The 18,273-nt window shown below is 67.4% G+C and carries 20 protein-coding genes, 2 tRNA genes and 1 other RNA gene; 13 read left to right on the plus strand and 10 right to left on the minus strand.

Going from position 1 to position 18,273, the window contains the following annotated elements; genetic code table 11:
• Positions 1-17: 17 nt before the first annotated feature.
• On the minus strand, positions 18-1,469 hold the full coding sequence (locus H9L16_RS10570) for a glycosyltransferase family 4 protein (protein WP_187551665.1): 1,452 nt from the start codon (positions 1,467-1,469) through the stop codon (positions 18-20).
• A gap of 681 nt (positions 1,470-2,150) precedes the next feature.
• Positions 2,151-2,240: transfer RNA gene (locus H9L16_RS10575), tRNA-Ser, on the minus strand.
• 94 nt (positions 2,241-2,334) lie between these two features.
• On the opposite strand from H9L16_RS10575, the gene H9L16_RS10580 reads away from it, so the two are divergent.
• On the plus strand, positions 2,335-2,742 hold the full coding sequence (locus tag H9L16_RS10580; protein ID WP_187551666.1) for a DUF6165 family protein: 408 nt from the start codon (positions 2,335-2,337) through the stop codon (positions 2,740-2,742).
• Here the strand turns inward: H9L16_RS10580 and H9L16_RS10585 are convergent, their stop codons facing one another.
• Complete coding sequence (locus H9L16_RS10585) at positions 2,743-3,795, minus strand: glycosyltransferase family 9 protein (RefSeq protein WP_187551667.1); 1,053 nt, start codon at positions 3,793-3,795, stop codon at positions 2,743-2,745.
• 19 nt (positions 3,796-3,814) lie between these two features.
• On the opposite strand from H9L16_RS10585, the gene H9L16_RS10590 reads away from it, so the two are divergent.
• From H9L16_RS10590 to H9L16_RS10640, 11 genes are all read left to right on the plus strand, one after another.
• Entirely contained in the window at positions 3,815-4,558 is a 744-nt protein-coding gene (locus H9L16_RS10590; RefSeq protein WP_187551668.1) for a 3-deoxy-D-manno-octulosonic acid kinase, read from the plus strand.
• A 14-nt stretch (positions 4,559-4,572) separates the two neighbouring features.
• Entirely contained in the window at positions 4,573-5,574 is a 1,002-nt protein-coding gene (moaA, locus tag H9L16_RS10595) for a GTP 3',8-cyclase MoaA (RefSeq protein WP_187551669.1), read from the plus strand.
• Between the two features lie 18 nt (positions 5,575-5,592).
• The gene (moaC, locus tag H9L16_RS10600; RefSeq protein WP_187551670.1) at positions 5,593-6,084 is read left to right on the plus strand and encodes a cyclic pyranopterin monophosphate synthase MoaC; all 492 of its coding nucleotides are present in this window, start codon (positions 5,593-5,595) and stop codon (positions 6,082-6,084) included.
• On the plus strand, positions 6,081-6,326 hold the full coding sequence (locus tag H9L16_RS10605) for a MoaD/ThiS family protein (protein ID WP_187551671.1): 246 nt from the start codon (positions 6,081-6,083) through the stop codon (positions 6,324-6,326). The genes moaC and H9L16_RS10605 overlap by 4 nt, the downstream gene beginning before the upstream one ends.
• Position 6,327: 1 nt before the next feature.
• Complete coding sequence (locus tag H9L16_RS10610; RefSeq protein ID WP_187551672.1) at positions 6,328-6,747, plus strand: molybdenum cofactor biosynthesis protein MoaE; 420 nt, start codon at positions 6,328-6,330, stop codon at positions 6,745-6,747.
• An 83-nt stretch (positions 6,748-6,830) separates the two neighbouring features.
• A tRNA-Ser gene (locus tag H9L16_RS10615) sits at positions 6,831-6,923 on the plus strand.
• Positions 6,924-6,962: 39 nt separating this feature from the next.
• Positions 6,963-7,059: signal recognition particle sRNA small type (ffs, locus tag H9L16_RS10620), an RNA gene on the plus strand.
• A gap of 204 nt (positions 7,060-7,263) precedes the next feature.
• Positions 7,264-8,988: a DNA polymerase III subunit gamma/tau gene (gene dnaX / locus H9L16_RS10625; RefSeq protein ID WP_187551673.1), complete on the plus strand. Its 1,725-nt coding sequence runs from the start codon at positions 7,264-7,266 to the stop codon at positions 8,986-8,988.
• A gap of 62 nt (positions 8,989-9,050) precedes the next feature.
• Positions 9,051-9,371 (plus strand): YbaB/EbfC family nucleoid-associated protein, encoded by a 321-nt coding sequence (locus tag H9L16_RS10630; RefSeq protein ID WP_187551674.1) that lies wholly within the window; start codon positions 9,051-9,053, stop codon positions 9,369-9,371.
• Positions 9,372-9,485: 114 nt separating this feature from the next.
• Complete coding sequence (recR, locus tag H9L16_RS10635) at positions 9,486-10,082, plus strand: recombination mediator RecR (RefSeq protein WP_187551675.1); 597 nt, start codon at positions 9,486-9,488, stop codon at positions 10,080-10,082.
• A gap of 93 nt (positions 10,083-10,175) precedes the next feature.
• Positions 10,176-10,526, plus strand: a complete 351-nt coding sequence (locus tag H9L16_RS10640) for a histidine triad nucleotide-binding protein (protein ID WP_187551676.1) — start codon at positions 10,176-10,178, stop codon at positions 10,524-10,526.
• 6 nt (positions 10,527-10,532) lie between these two features.
• On the opposite strand, the gene H9L16_RS10645 is transcribed toward H9L16_RS10640, so the two are convergent.
• From H9L16_RS10645 to H9L16_RS10665, 5 genes are all read right to left on the minus strand, one after another.
• Entirely contained in the window at positions 10,533-10,973 is a 441-nt protein-coding gene (locus tag H9L16_RS10645; RefSeq protein ID WP_187551677.1) for an ACT domain-containing protein, read from the minus strand.
• Positions 10,949-11,434 carry a Slp family lipoprotein gene (locus tag H9L16_RS10650; RefSeq protein WP_187551678.1) on the minus strand — a complete coding sequence of 162 codons (486 nt, stop codon included), beginning with the start codon at positions 11,432-11,434 and terminating at the stop codon, positions 10,949-10,951. Before H9L16_RS10650 ends, H9L16_RS10645 begins: the two co-directional genes overlap by 25 nt.
• A gap of 73 nt (positions 11,435-11,507) precedes the next feature.
• Positions 11,508-13,463, minus strand: coding sequence for a transglutaminase TgpA family protein (locus tag H9L16_RS10655; protein WP_187551679.1), 1,956 nt, complete (start codon positions 13,461-13,463; stop codon positions 11,508-11,510).
• Positions 13,456-14,412: a DUF58 domain-containing protein gene (locus H9L16_RS10660; protein ID WP_187551680.1), complete on the minus strand. Its 957-nt coding sequence runs from the start codon at positions 14,410-14,412 to the stop codon at positions 13,456-13,458. Before H9L16_RS10660 ends, H9L16_RS10655 begins: the two co-directional genes overlap by 8 nt.
• A 1-nt stretch (position 14,413) precedes the next feature.
• A complete protein-coding gene (locus H9L16_RS10665) occupies positions 14,414-15,364 on the minus strand; it encodes an AAA family ATPase (RefSeq protein ID WP_187551681.1) in 951 nt (316 codons plus the stop codon).
• 44 nt (positions 15,365-15,408) lie between these two features.
• Between H9L16_RS10665 and H9L16_RS10670 the strand changes: the two genes are divergently transcribed.
• A complete protein-coding gene (locus H9L16_RS10670; protein WP_187551682.1) occupies positions 15,409-17,250 on the plus strand; it encodes an ArnT family glycosyltransferase in 1,842 nt (613 codons plus the stop codon).
• Here the strand turns inward: H9L16_RS10670 and H9L16_RS10675 are convergent.
• Together H9L16_RS10675 and H9L16_RS10680 are read right to left on the minus strand one after the other, a co-directional pair.
• The gene (locus H9L16_RS10675) at positions 17,247-17,825 is read right to left on the minus strand and encodes a Maf family protein (protein WP_187554148.1); all 579 of its coding nucleotides are present in this window, start codon (positions 17,823-17,825) and stop codon (positions 17,247-17,249) included. The genes H9L16_RS10670 and H9L16_RS10675 overlap by 4 nt on opposite strands.
• 2 nt (positions 17,826-17,827) lie before the next feature.
• Positions 17,828-18,193: a hypothetical protein gene (locus H9L16_RS10680; protein WP_187551683.1), complete on the minus strand. Its 366-nt coding sequence runs from the start codon at positions 18,191-18,193 to the stop codon at positions 17,828-17,830.
• Positions 18,194-18,273 lie beyond the last annotated feature (80 nt).

Here is an 18,273-nt window from a genome sequence, read left to right on the forward strand (position 1 = left end):
CCCCCCCTCTGCACGCACTATTTCCCAACCGGGTTCGGAAACGTGTGTTGCCAGCACGTGTGAAGCCGCAAGGCACACGATGCTGACCGCGTTCGGTGAAAGATCCTGGGCGCGTAGCGAAGCCACAAGCGGCTCCGCTCCCCCTGTCCCCGGACGCTCACAACCACGCCGAGATTGGCAGGGCCGTCGGAGTGCCCTGTGCAACGCCCTTTCACGATGTCTGCCGCGGGAGCGGAGGCTCGAGACAGTGGGAGTGTTCCTCGCCCCTTGTGCTTGCGAATCAGCCGATCCTTCAGCTGCAGGTGCCGGCGCACCACCTCGGCGTTATCGCATGTGCGGGTAACCGCCGAGCGAGCAGCCCGACCCATACGCTCGCGCTCGGGGCCAGACGATGCCAATGCTCGCCGCAGTGCGCCGGCCAGCCCGGGCGGAGATGCCTCGGATGCGATCCAACCCGAGACGCCGTCGCTTACCAATTCGCGCATGCCCCCGTTCGGGGAGACGATCACCGGCAATCCACTGGCCATGGATTCGATGCAGCTGTAGGGAAAATTCTCCCATCGAGACGGAACGATCGCTGCACAGGCACCGGCCAGTATGTTCGCCACTCCGACCGCGTCACAGGAGCCATGAAATCGAAACTGGTTGCGCACGTGGGCCGGTACCCGGTTGCGTATCGCCTCACCTACCCCGAGTCCACCGGTGACCTCCATCGGCGTATCGCCACCGACGAAGTCGATCCTCAAATCGGGGTATTCGACCGCGATGGCAGCAACCGCATCCGCCAGCTCGATCACGCCCTTGCGCGGCTCGAGTCTTCCTACATGGCAAATCGATCGGCCGGACCAGACCCGCGAGGAACGCTCCAACGGCAGTGCGTCACCGATCGGATAGGGCAAGACCGTGATGTCCGAGCTCTGGATTCCATGGCGAAGCATGGCTTCTTCGGCAATGAAACGGCTGGGTGACAACAAGGCATCACAGGCACCAATCGAGAATGCTTCTGCACTCGCGGCCGGTGCGTAGTCCAGGACACTGGTATCCCATGCATTGGCCGCGAAAATCTGTTCGGTCGAGGAATGCAGGTGCACCACGCATGGGGGGTGCCTGGCCGGACCGAGTCCAAGCCGTCGCCGCAGTTGTAGGTAGTACAGCGGCGCCTCCCATTCCTGCGCCTCGATGACGTCGATTCCCTCGGCCTGGATCAGGCTTTCCGCCAGCAGCGCCACCTGCCAGGAGAAAGCCTGGGCTGGAAAGGTGGAGGTAGTCATTGCCCGTCTCGCTCGAGGGTCACGGTCGGCGTTCGACGGAGAAAACCGATCCAACACAGGCTGATCGAATGCAATCCTGTGGATGATCAAGCGGCCATGGACTGATTCCTCGCATGCCTTGGATGCGCCTGCCCATCGATGAGCAACGACATGCACGGTTTCGCCTGCCTCGGCCAACAGGCCGGCGATGTGCCGCACATAAGTACCAATGCCACCCGGGGGATACGCAGCGGGGGGGTATTCGCGGCAGACCAACAAGTGCTTCAGACAGACCTCTTCACTAATTGACGATCAACTCGATACTGACGGACAGCGCTGCAAGCAAGTTTCATGGTTGGCTGAAACGGCGGTAGAGACTCTAGCATCCGGTGCCCGGGGCCCCACCCGACACCACCGACGCTTCAGCCAAGCCCTATCCTGGGGCAGGAGAAGTGTGATGCGGCGACGGAAGATGTACATCGAGGATTTCAAACGCATCGCGCGCCGGCGGGAGAAGAGCTGCCAGATACAGCGATGGTGTAACGGGCGTCCCGCGAATGCACGATGGGTCGAGCGACGAAGGTGAGACGGCCCAGCTTGAATCGTGTGGCGCGTCTCATGGCCGGCAAAGGACTGTTCGGCGTGCTCAAGCGCGAACGCATGCATCACCGTCGCCCAGCTGGCATTGACCAACCCAACAAGTGATGTGTTCGACCACATCGAGCGCTTCCACACCCCACGTATGCAGCGAGGCTGGCTGCAAAAGATCAGGTCTCCAGTCTTTTAACCCGACAGTCGTTGAAACTTGGTATGTCCGGAAGCCGGGAGGCAGGGGCAAAAGCAGGGACAGATGGTTTCGGATACGAAAAAGCCCCGTATTTCAGGGGCTTGACGTTTATCTGGCGGAGAGGGGGGGATTCGAACCCCCGGTAGGCTCACACCTACGCCTGATTTCGAATCAGGTACATTCAACCGCTCTGCCACCTCTCCGGAAAGCTGGGGTGTCGCGGGCCGGCAATCATACGAGCCGGGACGCCCGCAGGCAAGGCGCTACACTGGCATCCCGCCTGCAACTGGTGTCGCGATGTCCGAAATCCTCGTCCCCGTGTCGTTCGGCGAACTGCTTGACAAGATCGCCATACTGCAGATCAAGTCCGAGCGCATGAACGATCCGGCCAAGCTGGCCAACGTGCGCAACGAGCTGTCCGCGCTGGACACGACTTGGGCAGCGCATCCGGCCTCGCAACAGGACATCTCCGCTCTGCGTGCCGACCTCAAGGCGGTCAACGAGCGCCTTTGGGTGATCGAGGACGACATCCGCGTGCAGGAAAAGGCGCAGGCCTTCGATGCCGAATTCGTCCGCCTGGCCCGCGCGGTGTACTTCGAGAACGACATCCGCGCGCGGATCAAGAAGGACATCAACCTGGCGCTGGGTTCCAGCTACGTGGAAGAGAAGTCGTACCAGGATTACGGCACCGGCCAGGGCGCCTGATCAGGGTTGCGCAGCTCGATAGCGTTCAAACGCATCGACGGCATCCTCGACCGTGATCAGGTCCATCACGCCGTCGGCCTCGATCTTCGTGCCCCACTTCAGTTCGGCTGCGGGCTTGCCGCGGTACTTGCGCGCGGCATCGTCGTAGCGATCCACGCAGAAGCGGCGTTCGGAGTACGGCCCGCTGCGATTCGGGTTGCTGGCTGCATGCAGGCCAAGCACTTTGGTGCCCATCGAGTTGGCGATGTGCATCGGGCCGGAATCCGGGGTGACCAGCAGGTCGGCGCGGGCGAGCAGGGCGGGCAATTGCTTCAGGGTGTCCTTGCCGATCAGGTCGAGCACGCCGTCGCGCGCGGACATCGAAGCAAGGATCGCGTCGCCGGTCGCGCGTTCCAATTCGCTGCGGCCGCCGCACAGCACGATCCGCCAACCCTGTGCGACTGCGTGATCGGCCAGTGCCGCATGACGCTCCGCGCGCCAGTTCCGCAGGGCGTGGCTGGAGCAGGGCGAGACCATCAGCACCGGCCGGCCATCGTCGTCCCATTGCGCGCTTGCCCAGGCATGCGCGTCGTCGGGAACGGGCAGGTTCCAGGTGACGTCATCGCGCACCAGCCCCAGTGGCTCGCAGAAGCTGCCGATCGCGTCCAGCACGTGGATGCCGGGGCGATCCGGGATCCGTTCGTTGATGAACAGGCCGTGGCCATCCTTGCTGCGCGAACGGTCATAGCCCACGCGCCGGCGTGCGGGGATGAATGCGGACAACAGGTTGGCGCGGGCGGAGACCTGCAATTGCAGGAGCACATCGAAGCGCTGGGCGAGTTCGCGGCGCAGCGCACGCATGCCTGCCAGGCCGGTCTTCTTGTCGTATTCGACGAAGCGCACGCCCGGCAGCCCGGTGAGCAGCCGATGTTCGCCCTTGCCGATGACCCAGGTGATCGCGACATCCGGCCATGCGCTGCGCAGCGTGTGCAGCAACGGCAGGACATGGGTGACGTCGCCGAGCGCGGACAGCCGCAGCAGGCAGAGTGAACGCGGCGCGGCGGGGTTTGGCACGTGCGGTTAAACTCGATGGATGACCGGTTTCGACGCCAACGAACACCTGACGCCGTTCCGCGACGCACGCGGCTACGGGGCGATTCTGTTCGACCGCACCCAATTGCGCCAACCCGACCCCGCCTGGTTCTCGCCGCAGCACTGGGGCGAGGCCGCGCAACCGGTGTCGGAGGGCGGTCGTGGCGGCGCTTGGTTCATCCAGACCGGCGAGGGCGATGCGGTGCTGCGCCAGTACCTGCGCGGCGGCTGGATGACCAGCCTCAGCCGCGACGGTCACCTCTGGCGTGGCATCAATCGCGTGCGCAGCTTCGCCGAGTTCCGGCTGATGCGGGTGCTGCGCGAGAAGAAACTGCCGGTGCCGATGGCGTTCGCGGCGTGGTATCGGCGCGAGGGCATGCGCTACCGGGCTGCGATCCTGATGCAACGCCTGGATGGCGTGCGTTCGCTGGCAGCGCTGGCCGCCGAGGGCGAAGCGCCGTGGGAGCAGGCCGGCCAATTGGTCGCGCGCTTCCATCGCGCGGGCCTGGACCATGCCGACCTCAACGCGCACAACGTGCTGTTCGATGCCGACGGTCGCGGCTGGATGATCGACTTCGACCGCTCGCGCCTGCGCATCCCCGCGACCGCGTGGCGACAGGCCAACCTGCAGCGCCTGCTGCGTTCGCTGCGCAAGCGTCGTGGCGCATGCAGCATGGCCGAGGTGGATGCCGGCTTCGCCCGCCTGCGCGCCGCCTACGACGCCGCCTGGCAGCGGGGCTACTGAGCTTGGGCATCGCGATGCCCAAGCCGCGCGATGCGTTGGCGCGGCCGCTGCGCGACCTGCGGCTGTCGGTGATCGACGCCTGCAATTTCCGTTGCCCGTATTGCATGCCGGCGGATCGCATCGCCGACGACCACGGCCTGGATGCAGCCTCGCGGCTGTCGTTCGACGAGATCGAAACCCTGGTGCGCGGCTTCGCTCGCCTGGGGGTACGCAAACTGCGCCTGACCGGCGGCGAGCCGCTGCTGCGCAAGCGCCTGCCGGAACTGGTGGCGCGGTTGGCCGCGATCGACGGCATCGAAGACCTCGCGTTGACCACCAATGGTTCGTTGCTGGCTGCGCATGCGCATGCGTTGCGCGATGCCGGCCTGAAGCGGATCACGGTTAGCCTGGACACGCTGGATGCCGACGCGTTCCGCGCGCTATCCGGCGTGCGCGGCGAGTTGCGCGCGGTGCTGGCCGGGATCGAGGCGGCTTCGGCTGCCGGCTTCGGCCCGATCAAGCTGAATTGCGTCATCCAGCGCGGGGTGAACGACGCTGGCATCGAAACACTGGCGGCATTCGCCCGCGAGCACGGCCACCTGCTCCGTTTCATCGAGTACATGGACGTCGGCACCTGCAACGGCTGGTCGCGCGAGCGCGTGGTGCCGTCGGCGGAGGTCCGCGATCGCATCGCCGCCGTCTGGCCGCTGCGCGCGCTGGATCCGAACTATCGCGGCGAAGTGGCTGAGCGCTATGCCTACCAAGACGGAAGTGGCGAGGTCGGTTTCGTCAGTTCGGTCAGCGCACCGTTCTGCGGCGACTGTCACCGTGCCCGCGTTTCTGCCGACGGCATGCTCTATACATGCCTGTTTGCCGGGCAGGGCCACGCGCTGCGCGAGGTGCTTGCGGCAGGCGAAGTCGCGTTGGCGGCACATGTCGTCGCACTGTGGTCGAAGCGCGCGGATCGCTACAGCGAAGTCCGAAGCGAGGCCGGTGCCTCGCGCAAGCATGTCGAGATGTACCTGGTCGGCGGCTGAGGCGGCGATAATCCCGGCATGGCGAAGAAACAAGCAACGCTCACCCACCTCGACCCTGCCGGTCGCCCGGCGATGGTCGATGTCTCCGCAAAGTCCGTGACCGCGCGCGTGGCGCAGGCCGAATGCCGGGTGAAGTTCCCGCCCGCGATCGCCGTGCAGCTGCGCGACAACGGCTTGAAAAGCGCCAAGGGCGGCATCGTCGACACCGCGATCATCGCCGGCACCATGGCGGTGAAGAAGACGCACGAACTGATCCCGTTCTGCCATCCGCTGCCGGTCGATGGCTGCCGGTTTTCGATCGACTGGTGTGATGCGCGAACGCTGCGCATCGACTGCACGGTCAAGACCACGCACCGCACCGGCGTGGAAATGGAAGCGCTGACCGGTGCCACCGTCGCCGCGCTCACGGTCTACGACATGTGCAAGGCACTGAGCCACGCCATCGTCATCGGCCCGGCGAAATTGCTTGGCAAGCGTGGCGGCAAGCGCGACGTGGGTTGGCTGGCATGAGCGTGCGTGTCGAAGTGCTGTATTTCGCTGCATTGCGCGATGCGGCCGGCATCGCCAGCGAGCATGTCCAGATCGACGCCGCGACGCTCTCCGCGCTGTATGCCGACGCGCAAAAGCGGCATGCGTTGCCGTTCGCGCAAAAGCAGTTGCGGGTCGCGGTGGATGGCGCGTTCGCGGGCTGGGACGATGCGCTCCGCGCGGGCTCGACCGTGGCGTTCATACCGCCGGTCTCGGGAGGCTGAGATGGCCCATTTCCGCCTCTCGGATGCACCGATCGACGCCATCGCGCTGCAGGCCGGCCTGCGCGATCCGCGTGCCGGTGCCTGCGCGAGCTTCGAGGGCTGGGTGCGCGACCATAACGATGGCCAGTCCGTGAACGGATTGCGCTACGAGGCCTACGCCGAATTGGCCGAGCGCGAAGGCGCGGCGATCCTGGCCGAAGCCCTGCAACGCTTCGAGATCATCGATGCCGCCTGCGTGCACCGCGTGGGCGATCTATCCATCGGCGACCTCGCGGTTTGGGTGGGGGCGAGTGCCGCCCATCGCGGTCCGGCCTTCGAGGCCTGCCGCTGGATCATCGACGAGGTCAAGGCGCGGGTGCCGATCTGGAAGCACGAGCGCTATGCCGGCGGCCAGGCTGGCTGGCTGCACCCCGACCAGTGACGGCCTTCCTTGTCCCGGGGCGGAGCAGCCGCTAGACTGCGCGGCCCGGAATGTCGCCGCGACGCGGCACGACGGGTTCCAGCGGAGAGGTGTCCGAGCGGTTGAAGGAGCACGCCTGGAAAGTGTGTAAGCGTCTAAACCGCGCTTCGGGGGTTCGAATCCCCCTCTCTCCGCCATTTCAGTTCCATCGTTGCATGTACGTCTCCATGGTGGCCCCGTCGGCCCCTCGCGACGCTAGGTCGAAAACTCCGCCAGGGCCGGAAGGCAGCAACGGTATCGACTGATGCGGGTGCCGAGGTCAGCCGGCGGGGCCATCGCCATTCACGGGCTCCGCCCATGAATCCCAACATTTGCTGCGCAAATCATCGGGCCCCGGCTCGTGCTTCCGATCCCCCGCTCGCTGCGCGAGCGCCCCCTTGCCAAGGGGGCTGAAGATCAAGAGCGGGCGCATCGCGGCACGCGGTTCCTCGCGGCGGATTCATCGAAGCGGAACGCGCGTGCATGCGACAATGGGGCATGTCCTACCTCGTGCTCGCCCGCAAGTGGCGTCCCAAGCGTTTCGCCGAACTGGTCGGGCAGGAGCATGTCGTGCGTGCGCTGACCAACGCATTGCACACCGGTCGCGTCCATCATGCGTTCCTGTTCACCGGTACTCGTGGTGTCGGCAAGACCACCATCGCGCGAATCTTCGCCAAGTCGCTGAATTGCGAGCAGGGCACCAGCGCCGATCCGTGCGGCGAATGCGAGACCTGCCTGGCGATCGACGCCGGCCGCTACATCGACCTGCTGGAGATCGATGCCGCTTCGAACACCGGTGTGGACAACGTCCGCGAGCTGATCGAGAACGCGCAGTACATGCCGTCGCGCGGAAAGTACAAGGTCTACCTCATCGACGAAGTGCACATGCTGTCGAAGCCGGCGTTCAATGCGCTGCTGAAGACGCTGGAAGAGCCGCCGGGGCACGTCAAGTTCCTGTTCGCCACTACCGATCCGGAAAAGCTGCTGGTCACGGTGCTGAGTCGCTGCCTGCAGTTCAACCTGAAGCGGCTGGACGAAGCACAGATCCGCGGGCAGATCGTGAAGATCCTCGGCGCGGAAGGCATCGAGGCCGATGACGATGCGGTGCGCCAGCTGGCCCACGGTGCCGACGGCAGCCTGCGCGATGCGTTGTCGCTGCTCGACCAGGCGATCGCTTACACGGGTGGCAAGCTGGATGGCGCGGCGGTGGCGACGATGCTTGGCACGGTCGATCGCAACCGAGTGCAGGCTTTGCTGGCCGCGCTGGCCGATGGCGATGGCACGCGCTTGCTCGACGAGGCCGCGCAGCTTGCGGAGTTCTCGCCGGATTGGGCCAGCGTGCTGGATGCGGTGTCCGAGGCGCTGCATCGGATCCAGGTCAAGCAACTGGTGCCGACGGTCGAAGTCGCCAGCGATGCCATCGATGTCGATGCACTGGCTGCGCAGCTGCGGCCGGAGCTGGTGCAGCTGTGGTACCAGATGGCGTTGAACGGGCGTCGCGACCTCGGCTACGCACCCAGCCCGCGTAGTGGTTTCGAGATGAGCCTGTTGCGCATGCTCGCGTTCCGGCCGGAGACCGCTCGCGTCCAGGCATCGACATCGACACCGGTTGTCGCTGCGGCGTCTTCATCGTCCCCGCAGGATCGCAGCGCCGCTGCGGAACGCGCGCGCGCGGTGATGGCCGAGAGCATGCCCGCCGTTGCCAAGTCGTTACCCGCACTTGAACCCGTGCGCGAACCGGCGCCACCCGTGCGTGTGGCGGAACCGTCGCCACCACCGCCGTCGCGCATCGCAGAGCCAGCGGCACCGCTTGCCGCCAATACCTTGCTGGTCACCGACAGCGAACACTGGCTGGATCTGGTCGCGCGCAGCAGCCTGCGCGGGCCGGCGAAGATGCTGGCCGAACACGCGGCCTTCCTGGCCCATGCGGATGGCGTGCTGCGGTTGTCGCTGGCCACCGAACACGAACACCTCAAATCGCCGAGTCTGGTGCTGCAACTGGGCGATGCGGTGTCGCGCCTGCTGGGCGGCAACGTGCAACTGCGCTTCGACTCCGGCCCCGCGCGCGGCGAGACCGCCAGCGTGCGAAACAGCCGTGAACGCGACATGCGCCAGGCCGGCGCGGAGCAGGGCTTCGCCGCCGACCCCGCGATCCAGCGCTTGGTGCAGGTGCATGGCGCGCAGGTGCTGCCGGAGTCGATCCGGCCGCTCGGCGACGCCTGATCGCCGCGATCACCCATCCAGGTTCAACGACTTTCCGAAAACGCAACGACAGGACCGACGACATGCGTGGAGACATCGCCCAGCTGATGCAGCAGGCACAGAAGATGCAGGAAAACATGCAGCGTGCGCAGGAGGAGATCGGCGCGCTCGAGGCCACCGGCAACGCCGGCGGCGGCATGGTCAGCGTGACCCTGGGCGGGCGCATGGACTGCCGCAAGGTGCGCATCGACCCGTCGTTGTTCTCCGATCCGGAGATGGCCGAAGACCTGGTCGCGGCGGCGTTCAACGACGCGGTCAACCGGATCAACGAGGTGTCGCAGGCGAAGATGGCGCAGGCCACCGCCGGCATGCCGATCCCGCCGGGCATGAAGCTGCCGTTTTGATGTTGTTGCCGTCATCCCGGCGAACGCCGGGATCCAGCACTTGATCTGATTCGCCTGAAGTATCCGACGGCAGGAGCTGGGTTCCGGTTTTCAGCGGAACGATGATCAAAGACGATGACCACCTCTCTCCTCGAACAACTCATCGATGCCTTGCGCGTGCTGCCCGGCGTCGGCCAGAAGTCGGCGCAGCGCATGGCCTACCACCTGCTGGAGCGCCAGCGCGAGGGCGGCAAGCGCCTGTCCGGGGCGCTGGCGGAAGCGATGGAGCGCATCGGCCACTGCGAGCGTTGCCGCGACTTCAGCGAGACCGATGTCTGCCCGACCTGCGCCAGCAGCGCGCGCGATGCGCACTTGCTCTGCGTGGTGGAAAGCCCGGCGGACCGGCTTGCGATCGAGCAGGCGACCGGCTTCCGCGGGCTGTACTACGTGCTGCAGGGACGGCTGAGCCCGCTCGACGGGATCGGCCCGCGCGAGCTGGGGCTGGACCGGCTCGCGCAGCGGCTGGAGGAGGGCGAGGTGCAGGAACTGATCGTCGCCACCAACCCGACGGTCGAAGGCGAGGCCACCGCGCACTACCTGGCACAGCTGGCGCGCGCGCGCAGCGTGCACCCGAGCCGGCTCGCCCACGGCGTGCCGCTGGGCGGCGAGCTGGAATACGTGGATCGCGGCACGCTCTCGCACGCATTCGGCAGTCGCAGCGAGATTCCCTGAGTTGTCGTCCTTCGCGAAGCGAAGGATCTGTTTGGCATGGGGCGGAGAAGCGGATTCTTCGCTACGCTCGGAATGAAGGACGAGGAAACACGCATGAGCGAGACCATCTTCCACAAGATCCGCCGCGGCGAGATCCCCGCCGATATCGTCTTTGAAGACGAACACCTGTTCGCCTTCCGCGACATCGCTCCGCAGGCACCGGTGCATGTGTTGTTCGTGCCGAAAACCGACTTCGCCACGCTCAATGACGTGCCGGACGAGCAGGCGATCGTTGTCGGTCGGCTGGCCACGGCGGCGGCGCGTTATGCGCAGGCGGAGGGCTTCGCCGAGGACGGCTACCGCATCGTCATGAACTGCAATGGCGACGGTGGGCAGACCGTGTTCCAGATCCACTTGCACCTGCTCGCAGGCGCGCCGCTGGGACGCTTCGGCACGCCCGTGTGAGGATGATCAGCGGGCCGCGTGTTCCTGCAGCGCCTGCAGTGCAGCCATCGCTTCGGGGGCCTGCTCGACGGGAACGAACAAATGGTCGTGCATGGCACCAGCCACCACATTGCAGCCGATCCCGGCCTGTGCCAACGCCTGTGAAAACGCTGCGGTCAGCCCGATCGCCGCCAGATCCGAATGGACCTCCAGGGTGATCCACGCGGCAACGAACGCGATCGGCAGGCCCAGGGCCAGCGCATCGGTTTCGGCCAGCACCATGGACAGGCCTTCGGCTTCGCGAATCGAGGCGATCACCTTGGTCGGGTCCATCGTCTGATCCGGCGGCAGGGTGGTGAATGCGTAACGACCCTCTTGCAGCGACGGGCGCATGCCCGCCAGCAACCGGTCGAGGTCGCGGATCGCGCCAGTGTTGCGGTCGCTCACCAGCTCCAGGCCCACGGCCATGGCGAGGGGCGGGTGACCACGTCGACGCGTTCGCGCTTGGGCCACAGATAGACCACGTCCGCGGCGACGCGCGGGAAGTTGTAGATGTAGCCTTCGACCTTGCGCTTTTCGTAGCCTTCGATGCGCCCGGTGAAGGTGACTTCGCGGTTGGGTTCGAACAGCGCCGGGTCGTAGAAGCCGGTGCGGCAGACGATGAAGCGGCCCCAGGTGTCGTCGCTGGCCCAGACCGGGCGGCCATCCACGTTGAGCTGGGTCGAAATCACCTCGAAGCAGGTGCGGTCCGGGCGCGGCTCGGTACGGATGATCCGGCCGCCCCAACGCACGCTGGCACCGGTGTGGTCGCCGACGACGGCCTGGTGTGGAGTGAGCGCATCGAACTGGCCCTGCAACGGCTTGGGCTGGGTGGCGCAGGCGGCCAGCAGGACAGTGGCGATGCCGATGGCAATCAGGCGGCGGGTCATGGCGGCTCCAGAGGGCGATGCGGTGGACAACAGCGTGCGGCGGAAACGTTAGCAGGCGTCGATCAAGGCCGCGTCACGGCCGGTGGCGATCAAGGTCCCGGAGCAGCCGTTCGCGTGCCTCGGTGCTGGCCGCATAGCGCGCATCGGAGAACCTGCGACTCAGCGAGCCGAGATGCTCGCCGGCACGTGGCTGGTCGGCGGCGACGCGATCTGCCCAGGCTTGCGCAGGCTCGTGCTGCGCGCGGCCGCGACCGAGCCGTCGGTAATGCGCGTCCAGCCGGTGCCAGGCGCGCAGCAGCGGGTCGCGTTCGCGCTCGCCGCGGGCGATCAGCCACGCCATCCAGGCCAGTGCCAGCCCGGCCAGCAATGCGAACAGCAGGATCAAGTGCTGGCCCTGCAGCTTGCCCAGCCCGAACGGCTTCAGCAGGTCTTGCTGGCGCTGCGCGTTGAAGCCGAGGACGAAGTCGTTCCAGCCGCGGCGCAGCCAGTCGCCGGCATTGAACATCGGCACCAGTCCGTCGAATGCACCGATCCGGCCCGGCTGGCGATCGGCCAGGGTGTCGTACACGCGCTCGGGCGCGACCGCGGCGGTCGGATCGACCCGCACCCAGCCACGCCGCGGTAGCCAGATTTCGGCCCAGGCATGCGCATCGGAATTCAGCACAAGCCAGTAACCGCCGACCGGGTTGCGATAACCGCCAGCGAAGCCGGTGACCACGCGTGCGGGTACGCCGGCCGCGCGCATCAGCACCACGAAGGCGGAACTGAAATGCTCGCAATAGCCTTGCTTGCGATCGAACAGGAAATCGTCGACTTCGTTGCGCCCGGCCAGGGGGACATCGAGGGTGTAGGCAAATTCGCGGGTAATCCAGGCCAGCGCGCGTTCGGCGATGCGCGCGTCGGCCACGCCGGTAGCGTCCCCGCCGGCCTCGCGCCGCCACTGCCGGCCCAGCGCCAGGGTGCGCGGATTGAAGTCGCGTGGCAGGCGTAGCGCGCGATCGCGCAGCATCGGATGCAAGTCTGGCTCAGCGGCGGCGGGAGGAGCCGAGCGCATCCGCCAACGCGACACGTTGTTGAGCGGCACGTCGCTCCACGTGCTGAAGTCGATGCTGACATGGGCATTCGCCGGTACCGCGGTCGGCAGGTCGAGCACAATCATCTGCCGGGTTTCGGTGGGTTCCAGGTCGAGCTGGTAGTCCCAGCCCGGGCCGGCCGGGCGCATCGGTGCTGCTGGTGCCGGCTGCAACCAGTGCGCCTGGGTCCAACTGCGGCCATCGAATTCCCACAGCACCGGTCCGCGCCAGTACATGTCCTGCGGCCGCGGTTCCGCGCCGAGGAACTGCACCCGCGCCGCCGGGCTGTCGTCGTTCATCAGGTCCAGGAAGCCGCCGGGGGTCATGTTGTCGGACAGGCCGGGCTTGGCCAGCGCGCGCTCCGGCAAGCCCCACAGCGGCGAGGGCAGGCGCGGGAACAGCCAGAACGCCGCCAGCGCCAGCGGCAGGCCCAGGGCAAGCAAACGCAGCACGCCGGTCGAGCCCGACCACCAGCGCGGGCCATCCGCCTCATGCACCTGGGCTTCGTCGCGAGCGAGGCATTGCAGGGCGAGCAAGGCCAGCAACACCGCGGCCAGCGCCAGCACCAGGCTGAGCGGCCCTTGGTCGAGCAGGAAGGTGGCGAAGGGCGCGAACAGGGCGAACCCGACCAGGCTGCGACCGTCGCGCAGGGTCATGGTTTCCGAGGGCTTCAGCGCAAGCATGCCCGCCAGCAGCGCGCAGGCGGTGTCGCGGCCGATACCGGGTGCCACCGCGACCACCGCCAGCAACACGCCGATCCCCAGCAGGATCCGGAAAACCGCATGCAGCGGCCGTCGCCACGAAGCCGCGGCGACCAGCACGGCAGCAATGCCGAAGCCCCATCCGAGTTCCGGTGGGAGTTGCAGCAACAGCGGCAACAGGCAACTCGCGGTGGCCAGCAGCACATGCCGCCGCGCCGCACGCTGCATCGGTGGCGATGGTGTGCGCTCAGCCATGCGCGGTCTCGCCGGGCAGCAAGGCGAGCGCGCGCAGGCAGCGATGCCGTTGCAGCGCGCCCAGGCCCATCGCGATGGCAGGCTGGCCCGGCAGCAGCAGGCCGTAGCGACGTCCTTCGCGCTCGGCATCGTCCACCCATCGGGCGAGCCGGCGGATGCGTTGTTCGTGCGGCAGGCCGTGGGTGGCTTGCCAATCGAGCACCAACTCGCCGCTCAGCTGTTGCTCATATTCCCGGACCAACAGGGTGTCGCGGCGCGCAGAGGCCTTCCATGCCACCGAACGCGGTGTGTCACCCGCGCGGTAATTGCGCAGATGGTGGACGTCGTCGCCGGCGCGCGCCGGGCGTGGCTTGCCCTTGCCGCCGGCCGGGGCCGGTAGAGGTGGTGCTTGCGCTTCCGCCGCGGGATAGACCAACACCGACTGGTTCGGCCACACATAGGACCAGGCGCGGGCCAGGCCGAGTGGTTGCACGGTGGCCAGTTCGAGCCGCGGCAGGGCGAGCCAGCCGCGGCGCTGGGTCGGCAGCAGCAGCTCCACGGTGGTGCCGTGGCTATCCAGGGTGGCGTGGACAGCAGCATCCGCTGCGGCCACGCGCAGGCCGCGACGCACGCGTGCATCGACGGTGTCCAGCGCGATCTTCAGGCGCAGGTCCTGGCCGGCGGCGACCGGGTCGGCCGACACTGCCAGCAGGCGCACGCCGGAGAGTTGCATATGCGCGGCGATCAGGCTGGCCTGCGCGGCACCGGCCAGCAGCAGGGCCAGCAGCAGGGCAGGGTTGTTGTTGAAGTTCAGCGCGCCCAGGCCCATCGTCCCCAGCAACAGGCCGAAGAACAGGCCGGTCGCGGTCGGCAGCACATAGATGCGGTTGCGCCGCAGCAGCACCGGCAGCGGCTCCGGCTGGCGGGGCCGCGTCCACGACTGCAGGCGGCGGCGCAACGCCTCGCGCATCTCAGTCGATCGCTACCGCGTGCAGGATCTCGCGCGCCAGCGTGGAGGCCGAGGCATCGGCCTCGCCGACCAGTCGATGCTCGGCGACCGCAGCGAACAGCGCTTGCACATCCTCCGGAACGGCATGCCCGCGGCCGAGCAGCAACGCATGCGCGCGCGCTGCACGCAGCAGTGCCAGGCCGGCGCGCGGCGACAGGCCCACGCGCACGCCCGGATGTCGCCGGCTGCGCCCGACCAGTGCCTGCACGTAAGCCACCAGCGGATCGCTGGCGTGCACGGCCTGCACCGCTTTGCGCAAGGCGAGGATGCGTTCGGCATCCAGCAGCGGCTGCGCCTGCGCGATCAATTCGCGGCGATCGCTGCCTGCCAGCAACGCGCGCTCGGTCGTCTCGTCCGGATAGCCCAGCGCAAGCCGCAGCAGGAAGCGATCGAGTTGCGAATCCGGCAGCGGATAGGTGCCGGCCAGGTCCACCGGGTTCTGGGTGGCGATCACCAGGAACGGGTCGGGCAGGGCATGGGTGCGCCCGTCGATGCTGACCTGGTGCTCGGCCATTGCCTCGAGCAGCGCACTCTGCGTGCGCGGCGGTGCGCGGTTGATCTCGTCGGCCAGCAGCACGTGGTTGAACACCGGGCCGGGATGGAATTCGAAGCGGCGCGCCTGCGCCTCGTACACCGACACGCCGAGGATGTCGGCCGGCAAGAGGTCGGAGGTGAACTGCACGCGGGCGAAGCCGAGCCCGAGGGTCGCCGCCATCGCATGCGCCAGGGTGGTCTTGCCCAGGCCGGGCAGATCCTCGATCAGCAGATGGCCATCGGCCAGCAGGGCGACGAAGGCATGCCGCACCTGCTGCGGTTTGCCCAGCACCAGGGTGTTGACCTGCGCCTGTGCGTCGCGCAGTGCCGCGCGCAGGGCTTCGGGTAGGATCGCGTCGGGCGCCGGGGATGCGGACATGGAAGACCTCGGTAGGTTGCCGCGAGTGTAGCGAGGTCGAGTGGATGCGGGAGGCGAACGACGCGACGGCCGCAAGGCGCGGATTCATCGCGCTGTGGCTGGTGGTATTCGCGATCAAGTGGGTGGTGGCCGCGCGCCTGCCGCTGTTCGTGGACGAAGCCTTCTACTGGCAGGAAAGCCGGCACCTGGCGTGGGCGTATTCGGATCTGCCGGGCCTGAGCGCGTGGCTCGCATCGATTGGCGATGCCATCGCACCCGGCAATGTGCTGGCCCTGCGCCTGCCGTTCCTGCTGATCGGCGCGGCGGTGCCGTGGCTGGTGGCGCACATGACGATCCGCGAACTGGATGTGCGCAGCGGCTGGCTCGCGGGGTCGCTGACCCTGCTGCTGCCGCTGGCAGGCACGCTGGGATTGTTGGCCTTGCCCGATGCACCGCTGCTGCTGGCCAGCGTGCTGTGCCTGGATGCCGGACTGCGCCTGCTGCGCCGCGTCGATGCGTTTGTTGCCGGCGAACTGGCGTTGGGATTGGTAATCGGCGGGCTGACCCATTACCGCTTCGTCGCGGTGATCGCGGTGGGCCTGTTTGCCTTGCTCGCATTGCGCGAAGGGCGCGCGGCCTTGCGCAGCCCGTGGACGTGGGCGGCAGTCGCGATCGGTGCGTTGGCGTGGTTGCCACTGCTGCTGTGGAACCTGCAGAACGCCGATGCCGGCCTGCGCTTCCAGTTGGTGGACCGGCATCCCTGGCAGTTCAGCGGCGAAGGCTTCCGGCTGGGGCGGATGCAGCTGCTGCTGGCCACGCCGTTGCTGCTGGCGGCGATGACCGTCGCGGCCTGGCGCGGCCTGCGCGATGCGCATGCCGGCGTGCGCGACCTGGCGCTGTCGGGCGCGATGATCGTGCTCGGCTTCCTCGCGCTGGGCTTCTTCGCAGACCGCGAACGCGCCAGCTTCCACTGGCCGTTGCCGGGCTACATCGCGTTGCTGCCGCTGGTGCCTGCCGTGCTTGCACGCTGGCATCGCGGCTGGCGCATCGCCGCATGGTCCTTCGCGGCATTCGGGCTGGCCACGGTGCTGGCGTTCTACGTAGTGGCATCGGTGCCGGCGCTGCGCGAGCAGACGGCATCGCGCAATTTCCATCCCACCAATTTCGCCGGCTGGGACGTGCTGGCACGGAAGGTCGATGACACCCTCGCGACGATGCCGCCCGGCACGCAGTTGCTGGCCGGCAACTTCAAGATCGCCGCCGAACTCGGCTTCGCCCGCGGCGATGCCGACATCGCCGTGCTCGACCATCCGCTCAACCACAAGCACGGCCGTGCGCCGCAACTTGCCTTGTGGGGCTTGGCGCACGACACCCGCGAATCGCTCGGCAAAGTGCCGCTGCTGCTTGTCGCCAGCAGCAACGATGTCGATTTCCGCGACCTGCTGGCGCACTACCACCGGCTGTGCGAGCAGGTCGGGCCGCTGCCGCCACCACGCGTGCTCAATATCGACCACGGCCGCCAGCGCTTCCTGCTGTTCGAGCTGGGTGCGACCCGGCGCGACGGTCCGTGCACCACGCCGGCGATGGCGTTCCTCGACGCACCCGCGTCGTCGGCGAGTGTCGGCGATTCGTTCGAGGTCGCCGGCTGGGCGTTCAAGGACGGCGTCGGCCTGCGTGGCGTCGATGTGCTGGTCGATGGTCGCGTCGTTGCGCGGGCGCGCTACGGCGAGGCGAATGCGGGCGTGGCCGATTTCTGGAGGGGCAGCACCGATCCGAATCATCCCCGCGTGTATTTCCGTTCGCGGGTTGTCGACCTCTCGTCCGGGCGGCACTGGTTGGGTCTTCGCTTGCACGGTCTTGATGGCAGCAGCGAAGACTGGCCGGCGCAGCTCGTGGTGGTCCGCTAGGGCAGGACGAAGCCGGCCTGTCGAAGCAATCGGCAGGTCGCGATCAGCGGCAAGCCGATCAGTGCGCTCGGGTCGCGATTGTCGATCGCATCGAACAGGGTGATGCCAAGGCCTTCCGACTTGAAACTGCCGGCGCAGTCGTAGGGCTGCTCGGCATCGACATAGCGCTCGATCCCGCCATCATCCAGTACGCGGAACTGCACCTCGGTCAGGTCGATGTCGGTGAAGCTCCGGCCATCGGCGTTCGCCAGGCACAACGCGGTGTTGAAACGCACGATGCGTCCCGACATCGCCCGCAGCTGCGCGATGGCGGCTTCGCGCCCACCGGGTTTGCCCAGCGGCAGGCCATCGAGGTCGGCGACCTGGTCGGAGCCCAGTGCCCAGGCGTCCTCGCCCAGTCGTCGCGCCACGTCCTGCGCTTTTGCTTCCGCCAACCGGTTCGCCAGCGCATGCGGGGTTTCGCCGTGGGCCGGGGTTTCATCGACGTCGGGGCGTGCCACCTCGAACGGCAGCCGCAACCTGTCGAGCAGTTCGCGGCGATACCGCGAGGTCGAAGCCAGCACCAGGCGCGGCATGCTCACGCCCCGCTGGTGCGGGCCAACGAGATCCGCTGCAATTGCTGTTCCAGACTGGCGCGCGCGCTATCCAGCGACACGCGCACGCTGTCCAACTGGGCCAGTTCCGCGGTGATCGCATGATCCTGCAGCCAAAGTCGCTGGCGCAGCAGATCCTGCATCGCGCCGCGAACCGGGTTTTCGTGATCGCCGGCGACCGCCTCGATCTCCTCGCGGGCGGTGCGCAGGCGGGCTTCGAGCGCATCGGCGGCGTCGAGCACCGCGCGGATCGCCTGGCGGCGGGCATGGCTGCGCTGGCGGATGCGCCAGGCGATGGCCATGGCGATCCCGGCGGCAATCACCAACAACAGCAGGAGAGTCGTGTGCATCCGGCAAGTCTGAGGGAGCGAAAAGCCCGCGGCAAACCGGCCTGCAAAGCGCTTCCCGGCGCATCGCCTTGATTTGACAG

This window comes from Thermomonas carbonis, from assembly GCF_014396975.1.
In the GTDB taxonomy this organism is placed as follows: Bacteria; Pseudomonadota; Gammaproteobacteria; order Xanthomonadales; family Xanthomonadaceae; genus Thermomonas; species Thermomonas carbonis.

Excerpts from the sequence above, each read along its gene's own strand:
- H9L16_RS10610 (WP_187551672.1), top strand. The coding sequence starts at position 6,328 with ATGGCCCATTTCCGCCTCTCGGATGCACCGATCGACGCCATCGCGCTG.
- H9L16_RS10630 (WP_187551674.1), top strand. The coding sequence starts at position 9,051 with ATGCGTGGAGACATCGCCCAGCTGATGCAGCAGGCACAGAAGATGCAG.
- H9L16_RS10655 (WP_187551679.1), bottom strand. The coding sequence starts at position 13,463 with ATGGCTGAGCGCACACCATCGCCACCGATGCAGCGTGCGGCGCGGCGG.
- H9L16_RS10675 (WP_187554148.1), bottom strand. The coding sequence starts at position 17,825 with ATGCCGCGCCTGGTGCTGGCTTCGACCTCGCGGTATCGCCGCGAACTG.
- H9L16_RS10605 (WP_187551671.1), top strand. The coding sequence starts at position 6,081 with ATGAGCGTGCGTGTCGAAGTGCTGTATTTCGCTGCATTGCGCGATGCG.
- moaC (WP_187551670.1), top strand. The coding sequence starts at position 5,593 with ATGGCGAAGAAACAAGCAACGCTCACCCACCTCGACCCTGCCGGTCGC.
- H9L16_RS10650 (WP_187551678.1), bottom strand. The coding sequence starts at position 11,434 with ATGACCCGCCGCCTGATTGCCATCGGCATCGCCACTGTCCTGCTGGCC.
- H9L16_RS10660 (WP_187551680.1), bottom strand. The coding sequence starts at position 14,412 with ATGCGCGAGGCGTTGCGCCGCCGCCTGCAGTCGTGGACGCGGCCCCGC.
- recR (WP_187551675.1), top strand. The coding sequence starts at position 9,486 with ATGACCACCTCTCTCCTCGAACAACTCATCGATGCCTTGCGCGTGCTG.
- H9L16_RS10665 (WP_187551681.1), bottom strand. The coding sequence starts at position 15,364 with ATGTCCGCATCCCCGGCGCCCGACGCGATCCTACCCGAAGCCCTGCGC.
- moaA (WP_187551669.1), top strand. The coding sequence starts at position 4,573 with ATGCCCAAGCCGCGCGATGCGTTGGCGCGGCCGCTGCGCGACCTGCGG.
- H9L16_RS10680 (WP_187551683.1), bottom strand. The coding sequence starts at position 18,193 with ATGCACACGACTCTCCTGCTGTTGTTGGTGATTGCCGCCGGGATCGCC.
- H9L16_RS10580 (WP_187551666.1), top strand. The coding sequence starts at position 2,335 with ATGTCCGAAATCCTCGTCCCCGTGTCGTTCGGCGAACTGCTTGACAAG.
- H9L16_RS10645 (WP_187551677.1), bottom strand. The coding sequence starts at position 10,973 with ATGGCCGTGGGCCTGGAGCTGGTGAGCGACCGCAACACTGGCGCGATC.
- dnaX (WP_187551673.1), top strand. The coding sequence starts at position 7,264 with ATGTCCTACCTCGTGCTCGCCCGCAAGTGGCGTCCCAAGCGTTTCGCC.
- H9L16_RS10670 (WP_187551682.1), top strand. The coding sequence starts at position 15,409 with ATGCGGGAGGCGAACGACGCGACGGCCGCAAGGCGCGGATTCATCGCG.
- H9L16_RS10590 (WP_187551668.1), top strand. The coding sequence starts at position 3,815 with ATGACCGGTTTCGACGCCAACGAACACCTGACGCCGTTCCGCGACGCA.
- H9L16_RS10640 (WP_187551676.1), top strand. The coding sequence starts at position 10,176 with ATGAGCGAGACCATCTTCCACAAGATCCGCCGCGGCGAGATCCCCGCC.